This window comes from Streptomyces sp. NPDC001700, from assembly GCF_053596435.1.
In genome coordinates this window covers 330847-348582 of record NZ_JBSFGE010000007.1, presented here as the reverse complement: position 1 = coordinate 348582, position 17736 = coordinate 330847, and the positions used below count along the sequence as shown (strand labels likewise).

Sequence of the window (17736 nt, the reverse complement as noted above, 5' to 3'; positions counted from 1 at the left end):
TCCGGCTCGGGCGTACGGACGGAGGGCCCTGCCACCACCGACAGCGGGCTCAGACCTCCTCGCGCATCAGACGCAGATACACCACCGAGAACGCCGCCCCCACCAGCAGCAGAAGCAGCGCCACCGCCGTGCCATAGCCGATCAGGGACTTGTTGAACGCCTGGTCGTACATGAACACCGGCAGCGTCTGGCTGCGGTTGCCGGGTCCGCCTCGGGTCATGGCCCAGATGAGGCCGAACACCGACAGCGTCTGCAAGGTGTTCAGCATCAGATTGGTGCCGATCGAGCGGCGGATCACCGGCAGCGTGACATGCCAGAAGCGGCGGAGGCCGCCCGCGCCGTCGACCTCCGCCGCTTCGGTGATCTCCTGCGGGATCTCCGACAGGGCGGCGGAGTAGACGAGCATCGAGAAGGCCGTACCACGCCAGACGTTGGCGAAGGAGACGGCCAGGATGGGCAGGGTGTAGAGCCAGTTCTGGGACGGCAGGCCCAGCCCGTCCAGGACCGCGTTGAGCGTGCCCTCGCGGCGGAAGAACGCGTACAGCAGGAAGCCCGCGACGATCTCGGGGAGCACCCAGGCCGCCACCACGACCGACCCGATGAGCGTGCGCACCGGCTTGGAGGCGCGTCGCATCAGGGCGGCCAGGGCCAGGCCCAGGGTGTTCTGGCCGAGGAGGGAGGAGACGACGGTGAAGACGAGGGTGAGGACGACCGCGTTGCGGAAGTCGTCGTCCCCGAAGGCGCGGCGGAAGTTGGCGAGGCCGGTGAACTCCGTGGTGGACGTGCCGGTCAGCTGCATATTGGTGAAGGCGATGTAGCAGCAGTAGCCGATGGGCCCGCCGAGGAAGAGCAGCAGCAGGACGGTGGCCGGCGCGAGCGGCAGCCACCGCAGCCGCCGCCCCCTGCGCACCACGCCCACAGCGGGCGGCGCCTTGGCCGACGAAGCGGTCGCGGTGGTCATCCGGTGAGGGATTTCAGCTGCTCGTCGTACGCTTTCGCCGCGCCGCTCGGCGAGGAGTCACCCGTGGTCGCCGCCTCCATGGCCTCGCCGATGGCCGAGGAGACCTGCGGATAGACGGGGAGCGCCGGGCGGTAGTGGGTGTAGCGCACCAGGCCGGTGAAGAAGCGGATGCCGGGCATGGAGGAGAGGTATTCCGGGTCCTTCGCGACGTCCTCGCGGACGGCGATCTGGGCGTTGACGATGTCCCACCGGACCGCGTTCTTCTTGGTCTGGAACTGCTCGATGAACTTCCAGGCCAGATCGGGGTTCTTGGACTTCGCGCTGATCGCCCAGGTCCAGCCGCCGGACATGCTGACCTTGCCGGGCGCCTGTCCGTGCTGGGTGGGCATCGGGGCCTGGCCGAGGGTCTTCGACCACTCGGGCCACGGCTTGCCGCCGGTCTTCAGCCAGTTCTGGCCGAGCCAGGAGCCGTCGAGGGCGATGGCGAGCTTGCCCTCGGGGAGCCATTCGCTGAAGACGGTGGTGCCGACGTTGGGGTCGAGGGCGTCGGAGATGTCGGGCCCGAGCTTCTCGTCGTAGACGGTCTTCAGGAACGCGAGCGAGTCGCGGAAGCCCTTGCCGCCCGTCACCCACTTCTTCGTCTTCGGGTCGTAGAGCGGCTGGCCGCCCGCCTCGCCCGTGCCGTACAGCAGCATCTCGAAGCTCTGCATGACGGAGGTCTCGCCGGGGGCCTTGCCGGTGTAGACGTTGAGCGGGGTGATGCCGGGGACCTTCTTCTTGATGGTCCGGGCGGCTTCCAGGATCTCGTTCCAGTTCTTCGGCGCCCAGTCGGCGGGCAGCCCGGCCTTCGCGAAGAGGTCCTTGTTGAACCACAGCCCACGGGTGTCGGTGCCGTCCGGGACGCCGTACGTCTTGCCGTCCTCGGCCTTGGCCGCCGTCTTCGCCGTGTCGACGAACTGGCCCCAGTCCTTCCACTTGGCCAGATAGTCGTCCAGCGGCCGCAGATAGCCCGCCTTGATGTCCGCGTTGATCCGGAAGGTGTCCTCGTAGACCAGGTCGGGGGCGGTCTTCGGGGACCGCATCATCTGCTGGACCTTGGTGGCGTAGTCGTTGTCCTGCGCCTGGATCGGGACCAGCTTGACCTTCTTGCCGGGGTTCGCCTTCTCGAACTGCTTCTTCACGTCGGCGAGATGGTTGTCCTTGAAGCGGATCTTGTTGTCGGTGCTGCGGTTGTACGCGACCTTGACGGTGTCCGGGTCGCTGCCCGAGCCGCCACCGCAGGCGGTGAGCCCGGCGGTGGCGACGAGGGCGGCGGCGGTGAGGATCAGTGGAGTGGTGGTGGGGCGCACGGCACGACCTCCTTGCTGCCCTGGGTGGGCTGCGGGCCGACCGTAAGGTGGCCCTCAACGCAAGGTCAATCCCCGTGTACGGGATGGTCCCGGTCGAACTCGGATGCGGTGGGCGGCAGTTCAGCCCGTGTAGCCCGCGAGCGCCTTGGTGAAGTCGTACGTCCCCTGGTTGATGCCGCTGCACGCGTCCGCGTCCGTGCCGGAGCCGCACTTGCGGTCGCGGTTGAGGGACCAGAAGCTGACCCGCGCCAGATGGTGGCTCTTGGCGTACGCGAGCATGGAGTTGAAGTTCGCCAGGGTCACCGTCTCGCCCGCGACGTCCGTCTTCCCGTTCATGGAGGAGAAGCCGACCTTGCGGTAGGCGGCGTCGGAGGAGAGCCCGTAGGCGCTGGCGACGGTGTTCTTGAGGCCGTCGACGGCCGTCCTGGTGGCCGCCGCCATGTCGACGGAGCCCTGCCCGAAGTCGAACGGCATGACCGCCCAGCCGTCCACGTCGAGCCCGGCCCTGGCGCCGCGCTTGACCAGGTCCGTGCCGTTGGAGTCGGGTCCGGTCGTGGTGGTGCCGAAGGTGACGTAGACCTTGATGCCGCTGTTCTTCTGCTTGACGGTCTTCAGCGCGTCGATCACCCGCTGCCGGACCGTCGCGTTCTCGAATTCGCTCGCCTCGATGTCGATGTCGATCGCCTTGAGCCCGTACGCGTCGATGACCTTCTGGTACGCGGCGGCGAGCGCGGAGGCGGACGAGCACTTCTCGCCGAGCTTGTTGCCGCTCCAGCCGCCGAAGGAGACCGTGACATCGCCACCGGCCGCGCGGATGGCGTTGATGGTCGACTGGTCGGTGCCGCCGGTGAGCGCCCGGGAGCCGTCCCACTTGGGGGTGCAGCCGCCGTCGGAGAGCATGAACGCCATCGTGAACTGCTTCGTGCCGGTCGCCGACATCACGTCCGTGGCCTTGGGCGGACTGCCCCAGCCGAGGTAGAGGTACGGACCGGTCTGGCCGATGGCCGCGGCCGCCGTGGCCTGCGGCGCGGGGGTGGTGGCCTGGGCGGCGGTGGCCGCGCCCGTGGTGATCAGGGCGACTAATCCGGTGGCGGCGGCGAGGGCGCGTCTGTGGTGGCGGCGGGGGAGCTGAGGCATGACGGGCGGTCCTCCTGGGGGTCGGGGAGGGTGCGGCTGAACGCTAGCGAGCCGTCATGGCGGCGACAAGATGGTGGATAGGAAACTTTCCTAATGGTCTTTTCCCATGGTCGCCCGGGCCGAGCCACAGCGCGGTGCTCAGTGCTCAGTGCGCGGTGCTCAGTGCTCGCTCTGCCAGCGGTAGACCAGCTCCGGGCGCCCGATCGCGCCGTAATGCGGCGTACGGACGGCGCGGCCCGCCTCCACCAGGTGCTCCAGGTAGCGGCGCGCGGTGATCCGTGAGATCCCCACCGCCTCCGCCGTCGCCGCCGCCGAGACGCCGTCCTGGGCGCTGCGCAGCGCCTCGGTGACCGCGTGCAGGGTGGCCTGGGTGAGCCCCTTGGGCATCGAGGCGGGCTGCGGCGCGCGCAGGGCGGCCAGCGCCCGGTCCACCTCGTCCTGCCCGCTGGCCTCGCCCGCCGTCGACCGGAACTCGGCGTACCGCTGGAGCCGGTCGCGGAGCGTGGAGAAGGTGAACGGCTTCAGTACGTACTGGACCACCCCGAGCGAGACCCCGTCCCGGACCACGGCCAGGTCCCGGGCCGAGGTGACGGCGATGACGTCCGCCGCGTGCCCGGCCGCCCGCAGCGCCCGCACCAGCTGCAGGCCGTGCCCGTCCGGCAGGTAGAGGTCGAGCAGGATGAGGTCGGCGGGGGTGCGCTCCAGCAGCCGCTGGGCGTCACCGCCGGTGTGCGCGGTGCCGACGACGGCGAATCCGGGGACGCGCTCGACGTACATCCGGTGCGCGTCCGCCGCGACGAGGTCGTCCTCGACGACGAGCACCCGGATCGGGTCCGGGGTCGGGGTCGTCGAGTTCGCCTGCGGCGGGCTCATGGGTCGGGGTTCCTCTCGGGGCATGATCTCGGGGGCATGACGGGGCTGGGCAAGAAGCTCGGGGCCCCAATTTACGGAGCGTAATGAAGAGTGGCCAGGGTTACGGGCCTGTGAATCCGCCGGACGTGCTCATCGCGCGCCGCCCGACCGCCGCTCACGACGTGGCGGCAGCCCGTCGCTGGCCAGTCAGCGGCAGCCGTACGGTGAACTCGGCGCCGGAGCCGGGCGCCCCGGCCACGTCCACGCTGCCCGCGTTGCGGCGTACGGCCTGTTGGACGAGGGCCAGCCCCAGGCCGCGCCCCGCCGACTTGGTCGACCAGCCGCGCCGGAACGCGTCCTCGGCCGCCGCCGGGTCGAGCCCGGCGCCGGTGTCCGCGACGCACAGGGTCAGCTCGCCGTCCTCGGCGTGGACGGTGACCGTGACCCGGGCGCTGCGGGCGGCGCCGCTGCCGACGCCCTCGGCGGCGGCGTCGATCGCGTTGTCGATGAGGTTGCCGACGATGGTCACCAGGTCGCGGGCGGCGAGACCGGGCGGCAGCAGACCGTCGTCGATGCGGCTGTCGGGGGTGAGGACGAGTTCGACGCCGCGCTCGCTGGCCTGGGCCGCCTTGCCCAGCAGCAGCGCGGCCAGCACGGGCTCGGCGACGGCCGCCACGACCTGGTCGGTGAGGGCCTGGGCCAGCTCCAGCTCGGCCGTCGCGAACTCGACCGCCTCGTCCTCCCGGCCCAGCTCGATCAGCGAGACGACGGCGTGCAGCCGGTTGGCGGCCTCGTGGGCCTGGGAGCGCAGCGCCTCGGCGAAGCCGCGTACCGAGTCCAGCTCGCCGGAGAGCGCCTGGAGTTCCGTATGGTCGCGCAGCGTGACGACCGTGCCGCGCTGTTCGCCGCTGCTCACCGGGGAGGTGTTGACGACCACGACCCGCTCCGCGGTCAGATGCAGTTCGTCCACGCGCGGCTCGGCGGCCAGCAGGGCGCCGGTGAGGGGGCTGGGCAGGCCCAGCTCGGAGACGTAAGCGCCGACCGCGTCGTCGGACAGCCCGAGCAGCTCCCGGCCGCCGTCGTTGATGAGCGCGATCCGCCGCTGTCCGTCCAGCATCAGCAGCCCCTCGCGCACCGCGTGCAGCGCCGCCTCGTGGTAGTCGTGCATCCGGCTCAGCTCGGTGGCGTTCATGCCGTGGGTGTGGCGGCGCAGCCGGGCGTTGATGACGTACGCGCACAGGCCGCCGACGGCGAGCGCCCCGGCGGCGACGCCGAGCAGCGCGAGCAGTTGGCGCCGCACCTGGGCGCTGATGGTCTCGACCGTGATCCCGGCGCTGACCAGCGCGGTGATCCGGTCCCCGGCCCGCGCGTCGCGCACCGGGGCGACCACCCGCACGGACGGGCCGAGGGTGCCGGTGTACGTCTCGGGGAAGATCTGGCCCTTCAGCGCGGGCTCGATGTGGCCGAGGTAGCGCTCCCCGATCCTGTCCGGATCAGGGTGTGTCCAACGGATACCGCGCGGGTTCATGATGGTCACGAAGGTGACGCCGGTGTCCCGGCGCACCTTCTCCGCATACGGCTGGAGCCGGGCGGTGGGGTTCTTCGACCGCACGGCGTCGGCCACCGAGGGGGAGTCGGCGACGGCAGCGGCGGCGGCCGTGGCCTGGCTGCGCGCGGCCGCCGTGGCCTGGTCGCGGTCGGTGATGTACGCGAAGACGGCGCATCCCGCCACCAGCGCGGCGACCAGCACGACCTGCATCGCGAAGAGCTGCCCGGCCAGGCTCCGCGGGTGGGGGATGCGCATGTCCATCAGTCTGCACACGAATCTTTGTGTGAACGAAATGAACGGAAGGGTGACCCCCGTCACAGCCGTGGGGCATAGTCGCCGGAACCGTTCAAGGCGGTGTGCGAGCCGCACACGGATACAGCGCCGGGACAGTTGGACGGCCGAAGAGAAGGAGGCAGCACCGTGGCTGCGGAGATCACGCCGCCCGCATCGGGACGTACAGAGCCGGAGCGGCCGAAGGCGAAGAAGAAGGAAAAGATCCACTACCTCTACCTCGCTGTGATCGGCGCGGTGGCGCTGGGGATCCTCGTGGGCTTCGCCGCCCCCGACACGGCGGTGGAGCTGAAGCCCATCGGTGAAGGCTTCGTCAATCTGATCAAGATGCTGATCTCGCCGATCATCTTCTGCACGATCGTGCTCGGCGTCGGTTCGGTACGGAAGGCCGCCAAGGTCGGCAAGGTCGGCGGGCTCGCCCTCGGCTACTTCATGGTGATGTCGACCGTCGCGCTCGGCATCGGCCTGATCGTCGGCAACCTCCTGGACCCCGGCAGCGGGCTCCACATCACGGAGGAAGTGACGAAGGCCGGACAGGGCCAGGTCGACAGCGCCGCGAGCGAGGGCCTGGACGGGTTTGTGCTGAGCATCATTCCCACCACCCTGCTCTCCGCGTTCACCTCCGAGCAGGTGCTCCAGACCCTGTTCGTCGCCCTCCTCGTGGGCTTCGGCCTCCAGGCCATGGGCAAGTCCGGTGAGCCGGTGCTGCGCGGCATAGGCCACATACAGCAGCTCGTCTTCAAGCTGCTGTCGATGGTCATGTGGCTGGCCCCGGTGGGCGCCTTCGGCGCGATCGCCGCGGTGGTCGGCGAGACCGGTCTGGACGCGCTCAAGGCGCTCGCCGTCATCATGATCGGCTTCTACACCACCTGCTTCCTCTTCGTGTTCGTCGTGCTCGGTGCGATCCTGCGCCTGGTGGCGGGCGTGAACCTGTTCCTGCTGCTGAAGTACCTGGCGCGGGAGTTCCTGCTGATCCTCTCGACGTCCTCCTCGGAGTCCGCGCTGCCGCTGCTCATCGCCAAGATGGAGCACGCGGGCGTCAGCCGTCCCGTCGTCGGCATCACCGTGCCGACCGGCTACTCCTTCAACCTGGACGGCACCGCGATCTACCTGACCATGACGTCGCTGTTCATCGCCGACGCCATGGGCAAGCCGCTCGCGATCGGCGAGCAGATATCCCTGCTGCTGTTCATGATCGTCGCCTCCAAGGGCGCCGCCGGTGTCACCGGCGCGGGCATGGCCACCCTCGCGGGCGGCCTCCAGTCGCACCGGCCCGACCTGGTCGGCGGTGTCGGCCTGGTCGTCGGCGTCGACCGCTTCATGAGCGAGGCCCGCGCCCTCACCAACTTCGCGGGCAACGCGGTCGCCACCGTCCTGGTCGGCACGTGGACCAAGGAGATCGACAAGGACCGGATGAACGAGGTCCTCGCCGGGCGGCTCCCGTTCGACACCGAGGCCTTCGCGGCGAACGGCGGCGGCCACGGCCCGTCCGCCGACGACTCCGACGGGGGCGCCGACACCAAGTCGCTCCCCGAGCAGCGTGATGGTGACACGGCCAAGGAGCACGTGCCCGCCTGACACCCCACGCCCCTGCGGCCCTGCCCTCCTGAATCGGGGCAGGGCCGCGGTCGTGTTCCCGTCCGGGCGGCGGTGAGAGGTGGTGCCCCGCGTCTTCCCCCCGTGGCAAGACACGAGACACCGGTACAGGGGGGGGGCGGGTCAGCCCTCTCCGTCCGCCACCGGACGCAACTGTTCGGGGAGCGCCGTCCATTCGGGCCCGCCGTGGCGCGGCTTGACCCACGCGATGTTGCCACCGGCGTCGATGTAGGCGACGCGGCCGATGGCCTCGCGCTCGATGTCGTAGACGAGATCCCCTATCCGGGGTCTGCGGCGGGTGCGTCCGGCCGTGGTCATGGAGCCCAGCGTCCCGGAAGCCGCTGATGTACGGCTGATGCCTCGCTGACCTGGCCCGGTGGGTAGGCTGCGGGATTGGCACACTGATTCTCTGGTACCGACGGGGGCAGCGCGTGGACGGGACCGGCTTACGCCTCTTGGGACCCGTGGGGATCTGGCGGGACGACCAGCTGCTGGGCCCGACCGCCGCGCAGCAGCGTTCCGTTCTGGCGATGCTGGTGATGGAACCGGGCCGGGTGGTCTCCGTCGACCGGCTGGTGATGGCCGTCTGGGGCGAGGACCCGCCGGGCTCCGCGCGCAACGCCGTACAGGTCCAGATATCCAAGCTGCGCCGCATCCTGGCCGCACTGCCCGACACCGAACTGACCACCTCCGCCAAGGGCTACTGCCTCACCACCCCGCGCACGGCCGTCGACCTGCACCGCTTCCGTGACCTGGTGCGCGAGGCCCGTACGGTGAACGACGACCGGGCCGCCGGACTGCTGCGCGCCGCCCTGCAGTTGTGGCGCGGACCCGCCCTCGCCGACGTGGCGGGCGGCTGGCTGTCCGACACCGTCGGGGCCGGTCTGGAGGAGGAGCGGCGGGCCGCGGTGGAGGAGTGCGCCGCGCTCGACGTACGCGCCGGGCGCCACCACGAGGCCGCCGCGCAACTGTCCGCCCTGGTCGCCGAACACCCGCTGCGCGAGGGCTCGGTGGCCCTGCTGATGGAGGCGCTGCGCCGGTCGGGGCGGCGCGCCGACGCCCTCGCGCTGTTCCGCGCCACCCGGCAGCGGTACGCCGAGGAGCTGGGCATAGAACCGGGCGAGGAGCTGCAACGCCTCCACCACCAGGCGCTCGCGGAGGCCACAGGCACCGCCGGGGCGTCCGGGCCTACCGGAGCCGCCGGGGTGTCCGGAGGCGAGGATGACGCCACCGCCGCTCCGGGCCCGCACACCGCCACCGCCGCCGGAACCGCCGTGCCCGCGCAACTGCCCCCCGATGTCGCCCACTTCACCGGCCGTGAGCGCGAACTCGGCGGGCTGGACTCGCTGCTGCGCGCCACCGCCACCGCCGCCGCGATCGGGGTGATCGCGGGGAGCGGCGGGCTCGGCAAGACCACGCTCGCGGTGCACTGGGCGCACCGGGTGCGGGAGCGGTTCCCCGATGGGCAGCTGTACGTCAACCTGCGCGGCTTCGGCCCCACCGGGTCGGCGATGACCGTGGCCGAGGCGGTCCGCGGGTTCCTCGACGCGTTCCAGGTGCCCGCGCACCGCATCCCCGCCACCGTGGAGGCGCAGACCGCCCTCTACCGCAGTCTGCTGGCCGACCGCCGGGTGCTGGTCCTCCTCGACAACGCGCGCGACGCCGAGCAGGTACGTCCGCTGCTGCCCGGGTCGCCCGGCTGTCTGGTGGTGCTGACCAGCCGTAACGAACTCACCGGGCTGGTCGTCGCGGAGCAGGCCAGGCCGCTGCCGCTGGATCTGCTCGGCCGCGCCGAGGCGCGCGAGCTGCTCATCGGCCGGATCGGCGCCGAGCGCGCCGCCGCCGAGCCCCAGGCCGTGGAGGACGTGGTCACGGTGTGCGCGGGGCTGCCCCTCGCGCTCGCCATCGTGGCCGCCCGCGCCGCCACCCACCCCCGGTTCAGCATCGCGGCGCTCGCCGGTGAGCTGCACGACGCGCGCGGCAGCCTCGACGCGTTCGAGGGCGGGGACGCCACCACCGACGTCCGGGCCGTGTTCTCGTGGTCGTACCACTCCCTCGGCGCCGACGCCGCCCGGCTGTTCCGGCTGCTCGGCGTCCACCCCGGCCCGTATATCGCGGCCCCCGCCGCCGCGTCCCTCGCCGGGGTGGACGTGGCGCAGGCGCGCAGGCTGCTGAGCAGGCTCACCCGGGCCCAGCTGCTCGCCGAGCGCAGCCCGGGCCGGTACGCGTTCCACGATCTGCTGCGCGCGTACGCCATGGAGCTGACCCAGGAGCACGACTCGGCGGACGAGCGCCGGTCGGCGCTGCACCGGGTGCTGGACCACTATCTGCACTCCGCCTTCGCCGCCGGGCGCGCCTTCACCCCGTACCGGGAGCCGATCGCGCTCGGCCCGGCGCGGCCCGGTGTCGCCGTCGAGACGTTCGGCGAACACGCCCAGGCGCTCACCTGGTTCACCCTGGAACACCCGGTGCTGATCGCGGCCCTCCAGCGGGCCGCGGACGCCGGGTTCGAGACCCACGCGTGGCAGCTGTCCTGGTCGCTGGCGGAGTTCCTGGACCAGCTCGGCCACTGGCACGACCAGCGCACCATCCACCGCATCGCCCTGGGCGCCGCCCACCGCATCGCCGATCCGGCCGGTCAGGCCCACGCCCGCCACGGGCTCGGCCTCGCCGATCTGCGGATGGGGCGGTACGACCGGGCCCGTGGCCATCTGCTGCGCTCGCTCGACCTGCACGGCGAGACCGCCAACCACATCGGCCAGGCCCGTATCCATGTCGCGCTCAACATGACGGCCGAGCGGCAGGGCCGCGACGAGGAGCTGCTGTACCACGCCCGGCGCTCGATGGAGCTGTACCAGGTGGCCGGTCACCGCAGGGGAGAGGCGTACGCGCTCAACAACATGGGCTGGGCGTACGCCATGCTCGGCGACTGCAGCCAGACCCTGGTGCACTGCGCGAAGGCGCTCGCCCTGCTGCGGGAGGCGGGCGACGGGCGCGGGGAGTCGGCCGCGTGGGACAGCCTCGGGTACGCCCACCACCAGCTCGGCGACCACCAGCAGGCCATCGCCTGCTACCGGCGCGCGGTCGAGCTGCGGCGCGGTCTGGACGAGCGGGTGCGGGAGGCCGAGTCGCTGTACCGGCTGGGCGACGCCCAGCGGACCGCCGGGGACGTGGCCGGGGCGCGGGACAGCTGGCGCGCGGCGCTGAGCCGCTTCGACGCCCTCGGCCACCCGGACGCGGACCAGGTCCGGGACGGGCTCGCCCGGCTGGACGAGCCCGAACCGGGTAGCGCTAGCTGAAGGGGATGCGGACGGTGGACTGGTTGCCGGTGCCGAGGGTGCTGGTGCCGTTGCCGATGGCGTTCCACACCTCGACGCGGACCTTGCCGTTGCTGAGGTTGCCCAGCGCCGAGCCGGTCGTGGACTTCAGGCCCCGGGCCTGGGTGTAGTGCTCGTAGCCCGGGGACGGATCGGTGGCGAAGTACTGGTAGGTCTCGGTGCGGTCCCAGCTGCCGTCGCCGGTGAGGTCGTAACTCACCCTCACCTGCTGCCCGTTGGCGATCGTCGTGCCCGCGTCCACGAACAGGTCGAAGGCCGTCGAACCGCCGTTGTACGTGCGCGTGATGCCGGACGAGGTGAACGTCTGCGGCTGGTACGGCGTCCCGTCGTGGTTGGCGCCGCCCGCCGAGGCCAGGGTCGTGGCGGTCGCGGACGAGGAGGCCGCGCCGAGCGCGCCGCCCGAGCCCGGGTAGAGGGTGGCGGAGCCGGTGCCGGGGTCGGTTCCGCCGCCGCCCCGGGTCCAGACCCCGACGTAGTCGACGAGCATGGGGTGGCCGGGGACGGTGGCCGAGGTGGGCGTGGCCGAGCCGTGGACGCCGTTGGGGAAGGCGCCGCCCATCGCCACGTTCAGCAGCATGAAGTAGCCCGCGTGGTCGGTCATGTTGGACCAGGTGGTGGCGTCGACCTGGCTCTGGCTGATGCTGTGGAACTGCTGGCCGTCCACGTACCAGCGCAGCTGGTTCGGGGTGGCCGAGCGGTCCCATTCGAAGCGGTAGGTGTGGAACGCGGACTGGCAGGTCGAGCCGGGGCAGGCGCGGCTGGCGCCGAGTCCGGTGGACTCGTTGCAGGCGCCGCCCGGGTTCACGCCGCAGTGGAGCACGCCCCACACCGAGTTGATCCCGTTGACGTTCTCCATGATGTCGAACTCGCCGATGCCGGGCCAGTTCTGGTAGTTGCCCCGGTACGGGCTGCCGAGCGCCCAGAAGGCGGGCCAGTAGCCGAGGGCGGCGGTGCCGGTGACGTTCGGCATCTGAATCCGGCCCTCCATGCGCAGCACACCGCCCGCCGGGGCCTTGAAGTCGGCGCGCTTGGTCTCGATGCGGGCCGAGGTCCAGTTGCCCGCGCCGTCGCGGAGCGGGGTGATGCGGAGGTTGCCGGAGCCGTCGAGGCTGAGGTTGCTGGTGGAGTTGGTGTAGTTCTGGATCTCGCCGGTGCCCCAGTTGCCGGGGCCGCCGGGGTAGCTGTGGCCGGTGTCGATCTGCCAGTTGGCGGCGGAGGGGAGGGTGCCCGCCGACCCGGTGAAGTCATCGCTCCACTGGAGGGTCCAGCCGGGCGCGGGCGGCACGTCGGCCTGTACGGACGTGGCGCCGAGGAGGGCGACGGCGGTGGCGGCGGCGGTGGCGGCGAGGGCGGCTAACGCCGATCTGAGGGCGGATCGGGCTCTGTGGGGACGACGCATGGACGTACCTCCTGAAGGGGGTGAGAGCGCTCTCACCCCTCTCTTTAGGCGTGTCCACGTCACTCGTCAACCTTTTGGTCGTCACCTCTTGAACGAAGGCTCAGGCCGGGCGCAGCCAGATCGTGGCCAGTGGCGGCAGTACCGGCAGGAGGCTGGCCGGGCGGCCGTGGGCGGCGGTCGGCTCGGCCTTCAGTGGTTCCGGATTGCGGACGCCGCTGCCGCCGTACCGCTCGTCGTCGGTGTTCAGCACCTCCCGCCACAGCGGGGCCGCGTCCGGTACGCCCACCCGGTACGCGTGCCGCACCACCGGCGAGAAGTTGCTGACCGCGAGCAGCGGGGAGCCGTCCGCGTCGAAGCGGAGGAAGGCGAAGACGTTGTCCTCGTGTCCGTCCCCCTCCACCCACGCGAACCCCTCCGGCACCGTGTCCCGCTGCCACAGCGGCGGTGTCGCCGCGTAGGTCCGGTTGAGGTCGCGGACCAGGTCGCGCACGCCCCGGTGGTCGGGTTCGGCGGAGTACGAGGGGTCCAGCAGCCACCAGTCGGGGCCGTGCCGCTCCGACCACTCCGCGCCCTGCGCGAACTCCTGCCCCATGAAGAGCAGTTGCTTGCCCGGGTGCGCCCACATGAAGCCGAGGTACGCCCGGTGGTCGGCGCGCTGCTGCCACCAGTCGCCCGGCATCTTGCTCACCAGCGCGCGCTTGCCGTGCACCACCTCGTCGTGCGAGATGGGGAGCACGTAGTTCTCGCTGTACGCGTACACCATCGAGAACGTCATCTCGTGGTGGTGGTACTTCCGGTGCACCGGCTCATGCGCCACGTAGCCGAGCGAATCGTGCATCCACCCCATGTTCCACTTCAGCCCGAAGCCGAGCCCGCCGAAGCCGCTCGGGCCCACGTGGTGGGTGGCCCGGGTGACGCCGTCCCAGGCGGTGGACTCCTCGGCGATGGTCACGACGCCGGGGCAGCGGCGGTAGACGGTCGCGTTCATCTCCTGGAGGAACGCCACCGCGTCCAGGTTCTCCCGGCCGCCGTGCGCGTTGGGCGTCCACTGGCCGGGTTCGCGGGAGTAGTCGAGGTAGAGCATGGACGCCACGGCGTCGACGCGCAGGCCGTCGATGTGGAACTCCTCGCACCAGTAGACCGCGTTCGCGACCAGGAAGTTCCGCACCTCCGTGCGGCCGTAGTCGAATTCGAGCGTGCCCCAGTCGGGGTGTGCGGCCCGCTGCGGGTCGGCGGGTTCGTACAGCGGCCGCCCGTCGAACTCGGCGAGCGCCCACGCGTCCCGGGGGAAGTGCGCGGGCACCCAGTCCACCAGCACCCCGATGCCCGCCCGGTGCAGCGCGTCGACCAGGTACTTGAAGTCGTCCGGCGTGCCGAGGCGGGCCGTCGGCGCGTAGAACCCGGTCACCTGGTAGCCCCAGGAGCCGCCGAACGGATGCTCGGCCACCGGCATCAGCTCGACGTGGGTGAAGCCGAGGTCCTTGACGTACGCGGGCAACTGCTCGGCCAGCTGCCGGTACGTCAGCCCGGGGCGCCACGACGGCAGGTGCACCTCGTACACCGAGAACGGCAGCTCGTGCACCCGCCCGCCGCCCCGCCGCGCCATCCAGTCCTCGTCGCGCCAGTGGTGGTGCGAGGCGTGCACGACGGAGGCGGTCGCGGGCGGGCACTCGGTACGCCGCGCCATCGGATCCGCGCGGACCGTGCGGCTGCCGTCGGGCCGGGTGATCTCGAACTTGTACAGCGCGCCCTCGCCGACGCCGGGGATGAACAGCTCCCATACGCCGCTGGAGCCGAGCGAGCGCATCGGGAAGCCGGTGCCGTCCCAGTGGCAGAAGTCCCCGGTGACCCGGACCCCGCGCGCGTTCGGCGCCCAGACGGTGAAGCGTGTGCCGACCACCCCGTGGTGCGTCATCGGCTGCGCGCCGAGCGCCCGCCACAGCTCCTCGTGGCGGCCCTCGCCGATGAGGTGCAGATCGAGTTCGCCGAGCGCGGGCAGGAACCGATACGGGTCGTGGACCCGCACCTCGGCGTCGTCGTACGCCACGAGCAACTGATACTCGGGGACGTCCGCCAGCGGCAGGACCCCCGAGAACACCCCGTCCCCCTCCGCGCGGAGCCGCGCCCGCACCCCGGCGGCCACGACGGTGACGGCCCGCGCGTACGGCCGCAGCGCCCGGAACCGCACCCCGCCGGTGACGGGGTGCGCCCCGAGCAGCGCATGCGGATCGTGATGCCCCCCGCTCAGCAGCCGCCCCCGCTCCTCCGCCCCGATGGCCTCGGCGTCCCGCACCCCGAGGTAGTCATACGCCCCGGCCTCCGGTTCGGGCGCGGGCGCGGGGTCGTGCGGTACGGCGACCCCGCCCCGCGCACCGCATTCCCCTCGCGGCGCCCGAGGCTCGGGCGCCGCCCCGTACGACGACCGCGGGTTGGGCTTGATGCCCGCGGATTGCGGTGAGCGGGGATCCTCGCGGGGAGACGCGGCCTCCCGCAGCCCGGCCTCGACGTCCGGTGCGGCGGCACGGGCCGCGTCCGGGCGCGCCGATCGGCCCGGGAGGAACGTGGGCGGGACCGCTGGGCCCGTCCTGGGGCCGGTGGTGGCCGGGTCGGCGTCGGACGGGTGCTGGCCGGACGGCGGTCGTGCGGTCACGGGGTGGTCCTCCCGGGGGTGTTGGAGGCGGGTGTGTGAAGGAGGGGGTCAGCGGACGGCGGCGGCCAGGCGGCGGATCGCGGTCATCGGGACCGGCAGCCAGTCGGGGCGGTGGCGGGCCTCGTAGAGGACCTCGTACACCGCCTTGTCGGTCTCATGGGCGCGCAGCAGCTCCGGTTCGTCGCGCGGATCCGTGCCGGAGGCCTCCGCGTACCCCGCGCAGTACGCGTCACGCATCCGCCCCGCCCAGTCCTGCGCGGCCTCCTGGCCGCCCACGGCCGCCGCGTAGTCGAAGGAACGGAGCATTCCGGCGATGTCGCGGACCGGCGGCTGCGGGCGGCGGCGTTCGGCGAGCGGACGGGACGGCTCGCCCTCGAAGTCGATCAGCGACCACTGCCGTTCCGCCGTCAGCAGGGACTGTCCCAGGTGCAGATCGCCGTGGATGCGCTGGGCCGCCCAGGTGCGCCCGGCGCGGCCGAGGGCGGCGACGTCCTCGTACGCGGCGTGCAGCGCGGCCCGGTACGGCTGGAGCGCGGGCACCGCGGCGGCGGCCGAGTCGAGGCGTTCGCTCATGGCGGCCGCGAGGTGTTCGATCTGCGGGCGGCGCAGTACGGAGACGGGGAGCGTACGGGCCATCGCGAGGTGCACCTCGGCCGTGGCCTGGCCGAGGGCGCGGGCGGCGTCGGTGAAGTCGGCGCGTACGGCGAGGGCGTCGAGGGCGAGCTGCCAGCCGTCGGTGGACCCGGCGAGGTAGGGCTGGAGGACGCCGAGCGTGAACGGCTCCGGGCGCGGTCCTGGCCCCTCCGGCGGGGGCGCGGCCTCGAACCAGGCGGCGGGGGCGGGCACCCGGGTGCAGCCGGTGCGGGCGAGGGCGAGGGGGAGTTCGAGGTCGGGGTTGGTGCCGGGGCTGACGCGCCGGAAGAACTTGAGAATGAACGTATCGCCATACACCACCGAGGAGTTGGACTGCTCGGCCGTGACCAGGCGGGGCGGCAGGATGGACGGGATGGCGTTGGACGGTTCGCGGACGAAGCGCAGCGGGCCGAGACGGCCGGGGACGCGCAGCCGCTCCAGGAGGAGCGAGGCGAGGCGCGGGTCGGCCAGCGCCTCGTACACGGTACGGCCGTCCAGCGGGCCGCCGCTGGGGCGGCCGACGAGGGCGGGGGCGAGGGAGGGCGGCAGGGTCGAGCGGACGCCGAGCAGGATCTGGTAGCAGTCGCTGGCGGCCGCGCCACGGCGGTGGCCGCAGCCGAAGCCGTGCCGGTGGCCGGGCGGTTCCGGCTGCTGGGCGCGGACGAGCAGATGGAGCAGCCCGGGGGCGGCGCCGCCGGGCGGGCAGGGCAGTATCTCGGTCGCGGAGACGAGGGCGAAGCCGGTCACGGGACGGCCCTTGCCCGCGAACCAGCGCTGCCGGGGGAGCCACTCGGCGAGCAGCGGCGCGAGTGACCCGAGCAGCCCGGTGGTACCGGCGTTCGGGCTGGCTGGCGGTAAAGCGGTCGGCGGGTGGTGTGCCCCCCGGGAGAACGAAGCTTCCGGCATGGCGTCGCGTCCTTTCCCCGGGCACACGACAGATCAGGGCAAAGTGTCCCGGATTGCGGCATTGACTGTGCGACGGTGCGGGACGTGTCGGGCGAGGATCGTCCGTACGGCGAGTACGGAGTACGCGATCGGCTCCGCCGGTGGCGGTACGTAGTCAGAGTGCCCATGAACCCCACCCGGAAACGCCGCGTCGGCCGGAGGGCGCAGCTTTCCCCACCCCGCCCCTCCCCGAACCGGTGCTCCGCCCCGCCCCCCACGGTGCTCCGCCCCGACCCCCGGCCACGGGGCCGCGCCCCCGGCCCCGGGGCTGCGCCCCCGGCCCCCGGCCACGGGGCTGCGCCCCTGGTCCCGGCCTCGGGGCTGCGCCCCCGGCCCCCGGCCTCGGGGCTGCGCCCCCGGCTCCCGGCTTCGGGGCTGCGCTCTGGGTCCCGGCCACGGGGTTGTGCCCCTGGCCCCCGCTTCGGGGTTGCGCTCCCGGGCCCGCTTCGGGGTTGTGCCCCGGCCCCCACTTCGGGGTTGCGCCCCTGGCTCCCGGCTTCGGGGTTGCGCTCCCGGGCCCGCTTCGGGGCTGCGCTCTGGGTCCCGGCCACGGGGTTGTGCCCCTGGCCCCCGCTTCGGGGTTGCGCTCCCGGTCCCCGGCCTCGGGGTTGCGCCCCCGGCCCCTCGGGGTTGTGCCCCTGGCTCCCGGCTTCGGGGCTGCGCCCCGGACCCGCTTTGGGGTTGTGCCCCTGGTCCCGGCCTCGGGGTTGCGCCCCGGCCCCCAGGGGGTTGCGCTCCGGGTCCCGGCTTCGGGGCTGCGCCCCCGGCCCCGGTCACGGGGTTGCGCCCCCGGGCCCCGGCCTCGGGGTTGTGCCCCCAGGCCCCTCGGGTTGTGCCCTCGGGGCGCCGTGTCGGGGCCGGGCCGGGGTGGTGTCCCCCGGTGGCGGGCCGGATCGGGGACGAGGTCGCTCCCGCCTCTGGGCGCGGGGCCTGTGGCGCGGTTCCGGGCTGCCTGGCCGGAGGCGCGGCCGCCGAGGCAGCGCTGCGGGGGCTGGGGCGCGGCCCCGGGACGGCCCTGCGGCGGTAGCCGCAATGG

11 protein-coding genes are annotated in these 17736 nt (G+C 72.6%); 2 read left to right on the top strand and 9 right to left on the bottom strand.

The window, feature by feature from the left end; genetic code table 11:
- Positions 1 to 49 precede the first annotated feature (49 nt).
- The 5 genes from ACWC5C_RS16725 to ACWC5C_RS16705 all read right to left on the bottom strand — a co-directional run bounded on the left by ACWC5C_RS16725 (position 50) and on the right by ACWC5C_RS16705 (position 6103).
- Positions 50 to 961 carry a carbohydrate ABC transporter permease gene (locus ACWC5C_RS16725; protein ID WP_450876091.1) on the bottom strand — a complete coding sequence of 304 codons (912 nt, stop codon included), beginning with the start codon at positions 959 to 961 and terminating at the stop codon, positions 50 to 52.
- A complete protein-coding gene (locus tag ACWC5C_RS16720) occupies positions 958 to 2310 on the bottom strand; it encodes an ABC transporter substrate-binding protein (RefSeq protein WP_450876090.1) in 1353 nt (450 codons plus the stop codon). The genes ACWC5C_RS16725 and ACWC5C_RS16720 overlap by 4 nt, the downstream gene beginning before the upstream one ends.
- A 120-nt stretch (positions 2311 to 2430) precedes the next feature.
- On the bottom strand, positions 2431 to 3447 hold the full coding sequence (locus tag ACWC5C_RS16715) for a chitinase (RefSeq protein ID WP_450876089.1): 1017 nt from the start codon (positions 3445 to 3447) through the stop codon (positions 2431 to 2433).
- A 159-nt stretch (positions 3448 to 3606) separates the two neighbouring features.
- Positions 3607 to 4320 (bottom strand): response regulator, encoded by a 714-nt coding sequence (locus tag ACWC5C_RS16710; RefSeq protein ID WP_385446343.1) that lies wholly within the window; start codon positions 4318 to 4320, stop codon positions 3607 to 3609.
- 154 nt (positions 4321 to 4474) lie between these two features.
- Positions 4475 to 6103 carry a sensor histidine kinase gene (locus tag ACWC5C_RS16705; RefSeq protein WP_450876088.1) on the bottom strand — a complete coding sequence of 543 codons (1629 nt, stop codon included), beginning with the start codon at positions 6101 to 6103 and terminating at the stop codon, positions 4475 to 4477.
- Positions 6104 to 6268: 165 nt separating this feature from the next.
- Here ACWC5C_RS16705 and ACWC5C_RS16700 point away from each other — a divergent pair, with 165 nt between their 5' ends.
- Positions 6269 to 7717: a cation:dicarboxylate symporter family transporter gene (locus tag ACWC5C_RS16700; protein WP_450876087.1), complete on the top strand. Its 1449-nt coding sequence runs from the start codon at positions 6269 to 6271 to the stop codon at positions 7715 to 7717.
- 141 nt (positions 7718 to 7858) lie between these two features.
- Here ACWC5C_RS16700 and ACWC5C_RS16695 read toward each other — a convergent pair whose 3' ends face one another.
- Positions 7859 to 8053 (bottom strand): hypothetical protein, encoded by a 195-nt coding sequence (locus tag ACWC5C_RS16695; RefSeq protein WP_385446346.1) that lies wholly within the window; start codon positions 8051 to 8053, stop codon positions 7859 to 7861.
- 146 nt (positions 8054 to 8199) lie between these two features.
- On the opposite strand from ACWC5C_RS16695, the gene ACWC5C_RS16690 reads away from it, so the two are divergent.
- Positions 8200 to 11034 carry an AfsR/SARP family transcriptional regulator gene (locus ACWC5C_RS16690; protein ID WP_450876086.1) on the top strand — a complete coding sequence of 945 codons (2835 nt, stop codon included), beginning with the start codon at positions 8200 to 8202 and terminating at the stop codon, positions 11032 to 11034.
- Here ACWC5C_RS16690 and ACWC5C_RS16685 read toward each other — a convergent pair.
- The 3 genes from ACWC5C_RS16685 to ACWC5C_RS16675 all read right to left on the bottom strand — a co-directional run bounded on the left by ACWC5C_RS16685 (position 11027) and on the right by ACWC5C_RS16675 (position 16661).
- Positions 11027 to 12472, bottom strand: coding sequence for a glycoside hydrolase family 16 protein (locus ACWC5C_RS16685; protein WP_450876085.1), 1446 nt, complete (start codon positions 12470 to 12472; stop codon positions 11027 to 11029). The two genes, ACWC5C_RS16690 and ACWC5C_RS16685, sit on opposite strands and share 8 nt — an antisense overlap.
- Before the next feature lie 100 nt (positions 12473 to 12572).
- Positions 12573 to 14747, bottom strand: coding sequence for a 1,4-alpha-glucan branching enzyme (glgB, locus tag ACWC5C_RS16680; protein ID WP_450876165.1), 2175 nt, complete (start codon positions 14745 to 14747; stop codon positions 12573 to 12575).
- A 423-nt stretch (positions 14748 to 15170) separates the two neighbouring features.
- Entirely contained in the window at positions 15171 to 16661 is a 1491-nt protein-coding gene (locus ACWC5C_RS16675; RefSeq protein ID WP_450876084.1) for a maltokinase N-terminal cap-like domain-containing protein, read from the bottom strand.
- Positions 16662 to 17736: the final 1075 nt, after the last annotated feature.